The sequence below is a fragment of the Martelella alba genome, assembly GCF_005217455.1.
Lineage (GTDB): Bacteria > Pseudomonadota > Gammaproteobacteria > Enterobacterales > Enterobacteriaceae > Acerihabitans.
In genome coordinates this window covers 19,506-31,315 of sequence record NZ_SZPQ01000049.1, presented here as the reverse complement: position 1 = coordinate 31,315, position 11,810 = coordinate 19,506, and the positions used below count along the sequence as shown (strand labels likewise).

The window sequence follows — 11,810 nt, the reverse complement described above, 5'->3', positions numbered from 1 at the left end:
ATGGCCGGGGGTTTTTGAATGCAACTGGCGGAAGTTTTTCAGCTCTTCCATGGGCAGGTTATAGCCGGTCAGGTGCAGCAGGCTATAAAGCAACATGGAGCCATGGCCGTTGGAGAGAATAAAGCGGTCGCGATTAATCCATTTGGGATTGGCGGGATTGTGCCGCAGATAATCGTTCCACAAGACTTCGGCGATATCGGCCATGCCCATCGGGGCGCCGGGATGGCCGGATTTGGCTTTTTGCACGGCATCCATGCTAAGGGCACGAACAGCGTTGGCAAGCGTTCTACGTGTGGTCATGACATACTCCGGGGATTAGAGTTTCGCCGCCAGAAGGTCTTCCAGGCTTTGTTGGTCTACCGCGAATTGGCGAATGCCCTCGGCCAGTTTATCCACCGCCATAGGATCCTGGTTATGTTCCCAACGGAATTCGGACTCCGATAACGGCGCCGGCTGATGCAGGCCCTCAGTGGATGGCGTCAGTTTGCGTTGCACCGGCTCTTCGCTCTTATGCAGTTCTTCCAGCAATGCCGGAGAAATGGTCAGGCGATCGCAGCCGGCCAGCGCCAGAATTTGTTCGGCTTTGCGGAAGCTGGCGCCCATGATAACCGTCTGATAACGGTGTTGTTTGTAATAATGGTAAATCTTGCGCACGGACTTAACCCCCGGGTCCTGCTCGACATCATAGGGGGTCTGGGGCTTGCGCTGGTTATACCAATCATAGATGCGCCCAACGAACGGCGAAATAAGATAGACGCCGGCCTCGGCGCAGGCGCGGGCCTGGGCGAAGGAGAAAAGCAGCGTCAGATTGCAGTTGATGCCTTCCCGTTCCAGCTCCTCCGCCGCTTTGATGCCGGCCCAGGTGGACGCCAGTTTAATCAGAATGCGGGATTTATCGATGCCCTGTTGCTGGTAGAGACCAACCAGTTTACGGGCTTTCGCCACGCACATGCCGCGATCGAAGGACAACCGGGCGTCGACTTCGGTAGAGACGCGTCCGGGCACGCTTTTTAGGATTTCCACGCCGATATTGACCGCCAGTTTATCGCCGGCATTAATGATTTGGGTTTCGCGGCTGCCGCCCTGCTGGCGGGCGAACGCCAGCGCGTCTTCAAATAGGGGATGATAAGCGGTCAGGCTGGCGGCTTTGAGAATCAGCGAGGGATTGGTGGTGGCGTCCTGCGGTGTGTAGTGGCGAATCGAATCAATATCCCCGCTGTCGGCGACGACAGTGGTGAATTGTTTTAGCGCTTCTAACTGGTTCATTCTTAACTCCGTGAGGGAAAACAAAACTTCTCGTATGAGGCGGTATTAACTTAAGAATAACACTGCCTCAACAGGACGTAGAAAGAAATGCGCTTTTTCCGATTATTCCACTGGTTGAAAACGTAGAAAGCCGCGAACGGCCTGCTTTGGCGCCTTTCAGCGAACTTTTCGCGGACGCTGTCGCAGCCAGTTATCCAGTTCCTGGGCGAAAGTTTGCCGTTCCCGTTGACTCAGGGGCGACGGACCGCCGGTCTGGATGCCGCTGGAACGCAGCGTGTCCATAAAATCGCGCATAACCAGCCGCTCGCGGATGGTTTCCGGGCGATAACGTTCGCCACGGGGGGTAAGCGCCGCCGCGCCTTTGGCCAGTATTTCGCAAGACAGGGGAATATCGCTGGTGATCACCAGATCATCGCCTGCGACGCGACGGACGATTTCATTATCGGCCGCATCGAAGCCGGCTTGTACGCGCAAAGTGCGGATAAACGGCGAAGACGGCACGGTCAGCGTCTGATTGGCCACAAGGGTCGTCACTATCTCTTCGCGTTGGGCGGCGCGAAACAGGATGTCCTTGATGGCCTTGGGACACGCGTCGGCATCTACCCAAATGGCCATTACCCGTCCTCCCCGCCCAGCCAGTCACGGGCAGGCAGAAAGTCGCGATAGAGCGCTTCTTCCGGGCTGCCGGGCGACGGCCGGTAATCATATTCCCAACGCGCCAACGGCGGCAGGGACATTAATATGGACTCGGTACGTCCGCCGGATTGCAGGCCGAAGGTGGTCCCGCGATCCCATACCAAATTGAATTCGACATACCGCCCGCGACGATAAAGCTGAAATTGTCTCTCCCTGGCACCCCAGGCCAAATGTTTGCGTCGTCGCACGATGGGCAAATAGGCGGGCAGATACCCCTCGCCGACGGCGCGGGCGAAGGCGAAAGCCTGCGGAAAATCCGGCTCGCACACATCGTCGAAAAACAATCCGCCAATGCCTCGGGCCTCGTTGCGGTGTTTGAGAAAAAAATAGTCGTCGCACCAAGCTTTATAGCGCGGGTAGACCTGTTCGCCGAACGGGCGGCAAAGATTGCGGGCGGTGCGATGCCAATGCAAGGCATCCTCGACGAAACCGTAAAAAGGCGTGAGATCGAAACCCCCGCCGAACCACCAGACCGGTTCGGCGTCCGGTTTTTCGGCCATGAAAAAACGCACATTGGCATGGCTGGTGGGAATATAGGGATTTTCCGGATGCACCACCAGGGAAACGCCCAGCGCCTGGTAGGTCCGACCGGCCAGTTCCGGGCGACGGGCGGTGGCCGAGGCGGGCAGGGCGGCGCCCGCGACATGGGAAAAGTTTACGCCGGCCTGTTCGAATATCGCGCCGCCGGTGAGCAAACGGCTACGCCCGCCGCCGCCTTCCTCGCGGCGCCACGGGTCCTCTTTGAACACGCCGCCCCCATCTTCGTCGGCCAGCGCGGCGCAGATATCGTCCTGCAACCGCCGAAGAAAACATTCAATGTGTTCGATATCAGGCTGATTCATACCACGGGCTCACGATTGATCGCTTGCGCCATCAGCGACGCCCCCCCAGTATAACGTCCTCTTGCCCCCTTGACGAATTCCCCTGGCCCGGATTGATCATGGCGCAATAAACATCGGACTTTCACGCCGGCCAAGTGGCAAAATGAATCATGGCGAGTATATTTGCTTTAATGGGAAATAACGTGATATTCAATAAACTTGTCATACGCCAAGCTGCCTCTTCGTTGGCAATGTTTGCTTACTTGCCGCCGCGATGGGACTCGAAGTATTTAGCGTATAATTAATCTTTTCATTCAGGTTGATGGCGGGCGCCTATGGAAATTCGTGTATTTCGCCAAGACGATTTTGAAGAAGTGATCACGCTTTGGGAGCGTTGCGGCCTTTTGCGGCAGTGGAATGATCCCGAAATGGATATCGAACGGAAAATGAATCATGATCCTGATCTGTTTCTGGTCGCGGAAGTGGCCGGGGAAGTTGTCGGCTCCATCATGGGCGGCTATGACGGGCATCGCGGTTCGGCCTATTATCTGGGCGTTCATCCGGATTTTCGTGGACGCGGCATCGCCAATGCGCTGATAAGCCGGCTTGAGAAAAAACTGATCGCCCGCGGCTGTCCCAAAATCCACCTTATGGTGCGTAAAGACAATGCGGCGGTAATCGGTATGTATGAAAAACTCGAGTACGAGGTGGTCGATAGCGTGACATTGGGCAAACGGCTAATAGAAGACCAGGAATATTGAGCGTCGGCCGGGGATAACCTTGCGATAACCACGTCAAGGGCGCTTTATCATCCTGTCGCGGCAGCCTTAGGGATGCGGCGTGCCAATGTCCCGTTTTTCGACAACTGCTGGTCCAGGCGCGCGGTAACTTCCGGTCATGGAACCTGCGAGGATTAGGCATGCCGCCGTGATGCCCCTTGAAATATTCATCGCAAAAAGTATAAACGGCGGCACTTTTACCCGGCGCCGTTATCAAAGACCGGAACGGAAAGCATGATGCCTCCGTTATGGAGTGAACCGAAGGAGAGAGTATGCAGCGTTTACGCCCTATATTGATTGGGCTGCCCCTTGTACTGGCGGGATGTTCAAGCGTCGGTTTTTCCTGGTCAAGCCTTTCGCCGTTCAACTGGTTTAGAAGCGAGGTGACCGTGACGGACCGCGGCGTGGGGGGAATCAATGCCGCCACGCCCTTGACCGAGGATGCGCTGGATAAGGCGCTGTCGGGGGATTATCGCTTCCGCAAGGGGATGGAAACCGCCAATGGCGGCATCGTCTCATTTTACCAGGCGCTAAAAGATAAAGAAGTTGAAATGACCATTTACGGGGCCGATTCGGGTGGGGTTTCCCGAGTGGTGGTCGAGGACAAATCCGTTCCCAGCGCCTGGGGCGTTAAAATCGGCACGGTGTTCAGCGATTTGTATGATAAGGCGTTCGGCGCCTGCCGCAAGGGTGTCGGCGAGGATAGCGAGGCGGTGGTCTGCGCCGCGCCGCAGAGCAGGCATGTGGATTATGTTTTTATCGGCGAATGGCAGGGCCCGGAATCCCTGATGCCGGCCGACGATGTGCTTAGACACTGGCGGGTCGGCAAAATTATCTGGCATGCCGATACCGTTCATTAACCCCGCCGTCCCGGTTAACGGCGCCGTCGTCGCGGGATAATCCCGCTCTCGGAATCATCCTGCCGGCGATGCGCGCTTTACTGCCGACATCCCGGTGATGTCCTCCTCATGTTCCCGCCGTCCGCGTGTCCGAACCCTCGGGTTTTGCACCCTTTGCGGGCTTATAGCGTTTGATAATGCCAAAGTCCAAAAGGATATATAAAACCGTTACTGTTTATTGGCCTGTTATAAATAAACTAGCTTTATTCCAGACGAATTATTTATTCTTTTCACAAGGCAAAGCATGCAACGAACGCTTTTAACCGGCCATACCCTGCGCATGGGGTTGGCGGCAATATTGCTGATTGGCGGCCCGGCGCATTCCACCGAGTTGTTGAACAGCTCATACGATGTGGCGCGCGAGCTGTTTGCCGCCTTGAATCCCCCCTTTGAGCAGATCTGGCAGAACGAGCATCCCGGCGATAAGCTGACCATCAAACAGTCCCATGCCGGCTCATCCAAGCAAGCGCTGGCCATATTGCAGGGCCTGCGGGCGGATGTGGTGACCTACAACCAGGTGACCGACGTACAAATCCTTCATGATCGCGGCAACCTGATCCCCGCGGACTGGCAAAGCCGTCTACCCAACAACAGTTCGCCGTTTTATTCCACCATGGCGTTTTTGGTGCGTAAGGGCAATCCGAAAAATATCCATGACTGGCGGGATTTGGCGCGGGACGATGTGAAACTGGTTTTTCCCAATCCGAAGACCTCAGGCAACGGGCGTTACACTTATCTCGCGGCGTGGGGGGCGGAAAATTTGGCGGATGGCGGCGATCAGGCCAAAACCCGCGCCTGGATGCAGAAATTTCTCGCTAATGTCGAGGTATTCGACACCGGCGGGCGGGGCGCCACCACCACCTTTGCGGAACGCGGGCAGGGCGACGTGCTGATTTCATTCGAATCGGAAGTCAATAATATCCGGCATCAATACGGCGACGACAATTACCAGGTCATCGTACCGAAAAACAATATTCTGGCGGAATTTCCGGTGACCTGGGTGGATAAAAATGTCGAGAAAAACGGTACCGGACAGGCGGCCCGGGAATACCTGAAGTATCTTTACAGCCCGGCGGCGCAAAAGATCATCGCCGGATTTTACTACCGGGTCAACGATCCGGCCGTCATGGCCGCCAATAAAGATAAATTTCCCCAGGTCAGCCTCTTTAGGGTGGAAGATCAATTCGGCGGCTGGCCGCAGGTCATGAAGACGCATTTCGCCGAGGGCGGCGAACTGGATAAATTACTTGCGGCGGGGCATCAATAATGTTCGCGCTGCCTAGCAAACGCGTGTTGCCCGGTTTCGGTCTGAGTTTGGGCAGCAGTCTGCTGTTTGTCTGCCTGATCCTGCTGCTGCCCCTTTGCGCGCTTATCATGCAATTGGGGCAAATGACCTGGCAACAGTACTGGCAGGTTATCACCGCGCCGCAATTGGTGGCGGCCTATCGGGTGACCTTGCTGTCGGCAGGCCTCGCCGCGCTGTTCAACGCGTTTTTCGGCATGTTGATGGCCTGGATCCTGACCCGGTACACCTTTCCTGGCCGGAAGTTGCTGGACGGCTTGATGGATTTGCCGTTTGCCCTGCCCACCGCGGTGGCCGGCCTGACCCTGGCGACACTGTTTTCCACTACCGGCTGGTATGGCGCCTGGCTGGACCAGTTCGGCATCAAGGTTTCCTATACCTGGCTGGGTATCGCCGTGGCGATGGCCTTCACCAGCATTCCGTTCGTGGTTCGCACCGTGCAGCCGGTACTGGAAGAGCTGGGACCGGAATATGAAGAAGCCGCCGAAACTCTCGGCGCCGGCCGTTGGCAGTCTTTCCGGCGTGTGGTTCTGCCCGAGGTGGCGCCCGCCCTGCTGGCCGGCACCGCCTTGTCATTCACCCGCAGTCTGGGCGAATTCGGCGCGGTGATTTTTATCGCCGGCAACATCGCCTGGAAAACCGAAGTGACCTCGCTGATGATTTTCATCCGGTTGCAGGAATTCGATTATCCGGCCGCCAGCGCCGTCGCCTCGGTCATCCTGGCGGTCTCGCTGTTGCTGCTGTTTGCCATCAATATATTGCAATCCCGCTTCGGCCGGCGTCTGGGGGGCCACTGATGTCTGATGTTTTCGTTGCCAACGGCGCCCTGCGCGAGCGCGTCGACTGGCTGAAATGGACGCTTATCGGTATCGGCGGTCTGTTGTCGCTGGTGCTGCTGGTTATTCCCATGGCCTACATCTTCATTACCGCCTTTGGCGGCGGGATATCGCTGGTCTGGCAGAATCTGCGCGATGCCGACATGTTGCACGCCATCTGGCTAACGGTGCTGATAGCCCTTATCACCGTACCGGTCAACGTAGTGTTCGGCACTTTGCTGGCCTGGCTGGTCAGCCGTTTCGCCTTTCCCGGGCGGCAACTGCTGCTGACCCTGCTGGATATTCCGTTCGCGGTATCGCCGGTGGTGGCCGGACTGTTGTGCCTGCTGTTTTATGGCAGCAACGGTCCCATTGGCGGCTGGCTAGAGGACCATAATGTCCAATTGATGTTCGCCTGGCCCGGTATGGCGCTGGTCAGCGTTTTCGTCACTTGTCCCTTTGTGGTTCGCGAATTGGTCCCGGTGATGATGAGCCAGGGCGGCGAGGAAGACGAGGCGGCTATCTTGCTCGGCGCCTCCGGCTGGCAGATGTTCCGGCGCGTCACCCTGCCCAACATCCGCTGGGCGCTGCTCTACGGCGTGATTTTGACCAATGCGCGGACCATCGGCGAATTTGGCGCGGTGTCGGTGGTGTCGGGCTCTATCCGCGGCGAGACCTATACCTTGCCGTTGCAAGTCGAATTATTGCATCAGGACTACAACACAGTGGGCGCGTTTACCGCCGCCGGCTTGCTGACCCTGATGGCCATGGCCACGTTATTCCTGAAAAGCGGCATGCAATGGCGTTTGTCGCGCCAACAGGCCCAGTTTCAACGGGAGGACCCCCAGTGAGTATCGAAATTGATAACATCAGTAAATATTTCGACAACACCAAGGTGCTGAACGATATTTCCCTTGATATCTCGACCGGCGAGATGGTGGCGTTACTGGGGCCGTCCGGTTCCGGCAAGACGACGTTGTTGCGTATCATCGCCGGCCTTGAGCGACACAATAGCGGCCGTCTGCGTTTCGGCGGCCGGGATGTCGGACATATTCATGCCCGCGAACGGCAGGTGGGTTTTGTTTTTCAACATTACGCACTGTTTCGCCACATGACCGTTGCTGAAAACATCGCTTTCGGCTTAACGGTTTTACCACGCCGCGAGCGGCCCAGCCGGACATTGATCAAGCAGAAAGTCGCGCAATTGCTGGAAATGGTGCAACTCGGCCAACTGGCCAATCGTTACCCTTCCCAGTTGTCCGGCGGCCAGAAACAGCGCGTGGCCCTGGCCCGCGCGCTGGCCGTCGAACCGCAGATTCTCCTGCTTGACGAGCCGTTCGGCGCGTTGGACGCCCAGGTCCGCAAAGAGTTGCGCCGCTGGCTGCGGCAATTGCACGATGAACTCAAATTCACCAGCGTATTCGTTACCCACGATCAGGAAGAAGCGATGGAGGTCGCCGATCGCGTGGTGGTAATGAGCCAGGGCAACATTGAACAGGCGGGTACGCCGCAGGAAGTATGGCGCGACCCGGCCAGCCGTTTTGTCTTGGAATTCCTGGGCGAGGTCAACCGGTTACCGGGGGAAATCCGCGGATCGCAAATCCATGTCGGTCATTATCATTGGCCGCTGCATTATACGCCCATCCACCAGGGGCCGGTGGAATTGCTGCTGCGTCCCTGGGAAATGGCCGTAAGCCAGCAGCCCGGCGAACAGCATCCGTTGCCGGTGCAGATAAGCGATATCAGTCCCCGCGGCCACTATTGGCAAGCGACCGTTACGCCGCTGGGCTGGCATCGGGATCCCCTGAGTTTGATATTGCCGGCCACGGGCGGCGGCCTGCCGCCGCAGCGGGGCGAACGTTATTATCTCGGCGCCGGCCACGCCCGGCTCTATGTGGGCGATAAAGCGCTGCAACCCGCAGCGCTGGCCGAAAGCGCCTAAGACTCCCGCCGTTTCCGGCCGTGGTGTCTCGCCGCCGGATCCTTATGGACGGCGGCGCTTTGTTTTGTTTCCAATTTGATAGTATTATTGTCAATAAATATGAAATTTAACCGTAAATTGAGCGCAACGGTATGTTTCTTAGCCACAGGCGACCCCTCGGTCGCTTGTTTTGTATCGGGATATCGGCGTGACGACACTTGAGCAGTGCATTGGCAATACTCCGCTGGTGACTTTACAGCGTATGGGACGGGAAACCGGGTGTGAGATCCGGATAAAACTGGAAGGCAACAATCCGGCCGGATCGGTCAAGGACCGGGCGGCGCTGGCCATGATCCGGGAAGCGGAGCGCCGCGGCGAAATCAGTCCCGGCGACCGGCTTATCGAGGCCACCAGCGGCAATACCGGTATCGCGCTGGCCATGATTGCCGCCGTTAAAGGATATAAACTGACCCTGCTGATGCCGGACAATATGAGTATGGAGCGTCAGGCGGCGATGCAGGCCTACGGCGCCGAACTGATACTGGTTGGCCGGGATGAGGGCATGGAAGGGGCGCGCGATCGGGCGCAAACCCTGATGCGGCAAGGCCGTGGCAAGGTTCTCGACCAGTTCAATAATCCGGATAATGTTTTCGCCCACTTTTCCTCCACTGGTCCGGAAATCTGGCGGCAGACGGCGGGTAACATCACCCATTTCGTCTCCAGTATGGGCACCACCGGCACCATCACCGGGGTTGGCCAGTTTTTGAAAAGCCAGAATCCGGCGGTGCGGGTCATCGGACTACAGCCGGCGGAGGGCAGCGCCATTCCGGGCATACGGCGCTGGCCAGACGCTTACATGCCGGGCATCTACCGTCCGGAGGTGGTTGACGATATCCTGGATATGGATCAAGGCACGGCGGAAGACACTATGCGCCGCCTGGCGCGGGAAGAAGGGGTGTTTTGCGGCGTCAGCTCCGGCGGCGCGGTGGCGGGCGCGTTGCGGATTGCCGCCGAACATCCGGGTAGCCTGATTGTCGCGATCATTTGCGATCGCGGCGACCGTTACTTATCCACTGGCATTTTCGACTGTCGGTAAGCGGCGTAAACGGCAGCGATTCCCTGATCGCACAGGAAAAATTGTCGCTGCGACGACATATTATATGAACGACGTTCCCTTTATTATGTCATACCAGCATCAAGCCGGTCTGCGTCATAATGGGACAGACGCATACTGTTGCGGTTTCAATGGAATATCGCGGAGAGAGTTTATGAACATCTTACTGGTTGATGATGACAGGGAGCTTGGCACGATGCTGAGCGACTACCTGACCGCCGAGGGGTTTGTCACATCCTGGGTTTCGTCCGGGCAGGAGGGAATAGACGGCGCCTTGTCCGACGATTATACCGCCATGATTCTGGATATCATGCTGCCGGATATGAGCGGCATTGATGTGCTGCGCCAGGTGCGCAGGAGCAGCCGTATTCCCATTATCATGCTTACCGCCAAAGGCGATAATATCGACAGGGTTATCGGACTGGAAATGGGCGCGGACGATTATATGCCCAAACCCTGTTATCCGCGCGAGCTGGTGGCCCGTCTGCGGGCGGTGCTGCGTCGGTTTGACGAACAGCGGGAAGACCCGGCGGAAAACGGCCTGGTGACATACGGCGATCTGACGCTGAATCCGGCGACCCGCAACAGTTTGTGGCAGGGCAAACCCTTTGACCTGACCGCATCCGAATTCAATCTCCTTGAGTTGCTGATGCGCACCCCCGATCGGGTGGTGTCCAAAGACGATCTTTCCGAAAAGGGGCTCGGGCGGCGCCGAGAGGCCTACGATCGCAGTGTGGATGTGCATATCAGTAATATCCGGCAGAAACTGGCGGCGTTAACGGGCAACAGCCTGAGCATCGAAACAGTGCGCAGTATCGGCTACCGTATCCGCTAATGCAGAATCGCGGTCGGCTTTTCTGGAAGATCCTGCTGGGATTTTGGCTGATTTTTCTGTTAATGACCCAACTGCTGTGGGTGGGCTTCGCTTTATACGGCGATCACCGCGAGTCGCCGGAGGAAAGCATGTCCCGGCGGCTGGAAAACTTGCAGCTCGATTCGGCGGCATCGGTGATAAAAAGCGGCGGTCTGCCGGCATTGCAATCGTTGATGGCTGATTGGCGCCCCGAACAGCGGCGAATCTTTTCTTTCGCGCCGGTTGACGGGACCGAACCGCCGCCCGTAGACGCCGCCCCGCCCGCAAACGCCGCGCCGCCCGCCGACATGGCGGGTTTGCCTCTTCCGCCGGCCACCCGATTGGCGACGGCGCCCGATGGGAAAACCTATCTGCTAAAATACGACCGCGAGGCCGTGCGCCGGAACGCGCATAGCGGTCCGCGCGGCAGTATCCTGCATATGCCCAGCCCATTATTTTGGTTGGGCATGATGGTGGGGTTGCTGTTTAGCCTGTTGTTGGCCTGGAATCTGAGCCGGCCGATGAGGCAACTGCGTCAGGCTTTCGCCCGGGTGGCGCAGGGCGATTTGACCGTGCGTCTGTATCCGGTCATGCGGCGCAGGCATGATGAAATCACCGATGTCGCCAGGGATTTCGACGCCATGGCTGAACGGCTGCATGTGTTGGTCAGCGCCAGGGAAGTCTTATTGCACGATGTGTCGCATGAGTTGCGTTCGCCGCTGGCCCGGCTGCAATTGGCCATTGGTTTGGCCCATCAGAATCCGGGCAATGTCGACTCGTCCCTGGATCGCATCGAACAGGAAGCCGGTCGTTTGGATAAGATGATCGGCGAACTGCTGGCGCTATCGCGATCGGAATACCAGGATGGCGCGGGAGAGGATTATTTCGACTTGCTGGGATTGGTGGAGGCCGTGGTGAACGACGCCCGCTATGAAGCGCAGGTCCCCGGCGTTGAAATCCGGCTGAACGCCGACCAGCCGGAAGATTATACCGTTAAGGGCAATGCCGAGATGATGCGCCGGGGCTTTGAAAATATCATACGCAATGCATTGCGCTTTTCCAGTCATGGGCAGCGGGTCGACGTCGCGCTGTCCCGCTCGGACGGGTTGCTGATTATCACCGTCTCTGATCAGGGGCCGGGGGTGGATGAAGATAAACTGTCCAGTATGTTCGATCCTTTCGTCAGGGTGAATTCGCCGATGATGGGCAAGGGTTATGGCCTTGGTCTGGCTATAACCCGTAAAGTCGTTTTGGCGCACGGCGGGCAGGTGGAGGCGTATAACGGCGCCGGCGGGGGATTGGTGATCCGGGTCGCCATACCGCGCTGGCGGCGCTAGCGTGCG

General features: G+C 57.7%; 12 protein-coding genes and 1 pseudogene. 9 read left to right on the top strand and 4 right to left on the bottom strand.

The features are described from left to right. The 4 genes and pseudogenes from FCN80_RS22465 to hemF all read right to left on the bottom strand — a co-directional run. A pseudogene (locus tag FCN80_RS22465) lies at nucleotides 1-300 on the bottom strand (transketolase); the annotation flags it as partial. A gap of 15 nt (nucleotides 301-315) precedes the next feature. Then, on the bottom strand, nucleotides 316-1,266 hold the full coding sequence (tal, locus tag FCN80_RS22460; protein ID WP_136992579.1) for a transaldolase: 951 nt from the start codon (nucleotides 1,264-1,266) through the stop codon (nucleotides 316-318). 156 nt (nucleotides 1,267-1,422) lie between these two features. Beyond that, nucleotides 1,423-1,881, bottom strand: coding sequence for a YaiI/YqxD family protein (locus tag FCN80_RS22455; RefSeq protein WP_136992578.1), 459 nt, complete (start codon nucleotides 1,879-1,881; stop codon nucleotides 1,423-1,425). Continuing rightward, on the bottom strand, nucleotides 1,881-2,804 hold the full coding sequence (gene hemF / locus FCN80_RS22450) for an oxygen-dependent coproporphyrinogen oxidase (RefSeq protein WP_136992577.1): 924 nt from the start codon (nucleotides 2,802-2,804) through the stop codon (nucleotides 1,881-1,883). The genes FCN80_RS22455 and hemF overlap by 1 nt, the downstream gene beginning before the upstream one ends. 314 nt (nucleotides 2,805-3,118) lie before the next feature. On the opposite strand from hemF, the gene FCN80_RS22445 reads away from it, so the two are divergent. The 9 genes from FCN80_RS22445 to FCN80_RS22405 all read left to right on the top strand — a co-directional run bounded on the left by FCN80_RS22445 (nucleotide 3,119) and on the right by FCN80_RS22405 (nucleotide 11,804). Beyond that, the gene (locus tag FCN80_RS22445) at nucleotides 3,119-3,544 is read left to right on the top strand and encodes a GNAT family acetyltransferase (RefSeq protein WP_136992576.1); all 426 of its coding nucleotides are present in this window, start codon (nucleotides 3,119-3,121) and stop codon (nucleotides 3,542-3,544) included. Nucleotides 3,545-3,834: 290 nt separating this feature from the next. Further along, on the top strand, nucleotides 3,835-4,422 hold the full coding sequence (locus FCN80_RS22440; protein WP_136992575.1) for an RpoE-regulated lipoprotein: 588 nt from the start codon (nucleotides 3,835-3,837) through the stop codon (nucleotides 4,420-4,422). 319 nt (nucleotides 4,423-4,741) lie between these two features. Beyond that, a complete protein-coding gene (locus FCN80_RS22435; RefSeq protein ID WP_306767917.1) occupies nucleotides 4,742-5,728 on the top strand; it encodes a sulfate ABC transporter substrate-binding protein in 987 nt (328 codons plus the stop codon). Nucleotides 5,729-5,736: 8 nt separating this feature from the next. Continuing rightward, nucleotides 5,737-6,561 carry a sulfate/thiosulfate ABC transporter permease CysT gene (cysT, locus tag FCN80_RS22430; protein ID WP_373880358.1) on the top strand — a complete coding sequence of 275 codons (825 nt, stop codon included), beginning with the start codon at nucleotides 5,737-5,739 and terminating at the stop codon, nucleotides 6,559-6,561. Beyond that, nucleotides 6,561-7,430, top strand: a complete 870-nt coding sequence (cysW, locus tag FCN80_RS22425) for a sulfate/thiosulfate ABC transporter permease CysW (protein ID WP_136992572.1) — start codon at nucleotides 6,561-6,563, stop codon at nucleotides 7,428-7,430. The genes cysT and cysW overlap by 1 nt, the downstream gene beginning before the upstream one ends. Further along, on the top strand, nucleotides 7,427-8,521 hold the full coding sequence (cysA, locus tag FCN80_RS22420; RefSeq protein ID WP_136992571.1) for a sulfate/thiosulfate ABC transporter ATP-binding protein CysA: 1,095 nt from the start codon (nucleotides 7,427-7,429) through the stop codon (nucleotides 8,519-8,521). Before cysW ends, cysA begins: the two co-directional genes overlap by 4 nt. 187 nt (nucleotides 8,522-8,708) lie before the next feature. After that, nucleotides 8,709-9,596: a cysteine synthase CysM gene (gene cysM, locus FCN80_RS22415; RefSeq protein WP_136992570.1), complete on the top strand. Its 888-nt coding sequence runs from the start codon at nucleotides 8,709-8,711 to the stop codon at nucleotides 9,594-9,596. A gap of 172 nt (nucleotides 9,597-9,768) precedes the next feature. Continuing rightward, nucleotides 9,769-10,449, top strand: a complete 681-nt coding sequence (locus tag FCN80_RS22410; protein ID WP_136992569.1) for a response regulator transcription factor — start codon at nucleotides 9,769-9,771, stop codon at nucleotides 10,447-10,449. After that, nucleotides 10,449-11,804 (top strand): ATP-binding protein, encoded by a 1,356-nt coding sequence (locus tag FCN80_RS22405; protein WP_136992568.1) that lies wholly within the window; start codon nucleotides 10,449-10,451, stop codon nucleotides 11,802-11,804. Before FCN80_RS22410 ends, FCN80_RS22405 begins: the two co-directional genes overlap by 1 nt. The last annotated feature ends 6 nt before the right edge of the window (nucleotides 11,805-11,810 follow it).

Excerpts from the sequence above, each read along its gene's own strand:
- cysW (WP_136992572.1), top strand. The coding sequence starts at position 6,561 with ATGTCTGATGTTTTCGTTGCCAACGGCGCCCTGCGCGAGCGCGTCGAC.
- tal (WP_136992579.1), bottom strand. The coding sequence starts at position 1,266 with ATGAACCAGTTAGAAGCGCTAAAACAATTCACCACTGTCGTCGCCGAC.
- hemF (WP_136992577.1), bottom strand. The coding sequence starts at position 2,804 with ATGAATCAGCCTGATATCGAACACATTGAATGTTTTCTTCGGCGGTTG.
- FCN80_RS22455 (WP_136992578.1), bottom strand. The coding sequence starts at position 1,881 with ATGGCCATTTGGGTAGATGCCGACGCGTGTCCCAAGGCCATCAAGGAC.
- FCN80_RS22405 (WP_136992568.1), top strand. The coding sequence starts at position 10,449 with ATGCAGAATCGCGGTCGGCTTTTCTGGAAGATCCTGCTGGGATTTTGG.
- FCN80_RS22435 (WP_306767917.1), top strand. The coding sequence starts at position 4,742 with ATGGGGTTGGCGGCAATATTGCTGATTGGCGGCCCGGCGCATTCCACC.
- FCN80_RS22440 (WP_136992575.1), top strand. The coding sequence starts at position 3,835 with ATGCAGCGTTTACGCCCTATATTGATTGGGCTGCCCCTTGTACTGGCG.
- FCN80_RS22410 (WP_136992569.1), top strand. The coding sequence starts at position 9,769 with ATGAACATCTTACTGGTTGATGATGACAGGGAGCTTGGCACGATGCTG.
- FCN80_RS22445 (WP_136992576.1), top strand. The coding sequence starts at position 3,119 with ATGGAAATTCGTGTATTTCGCCAAGACGATTTTGAAGAAGTGATCACG.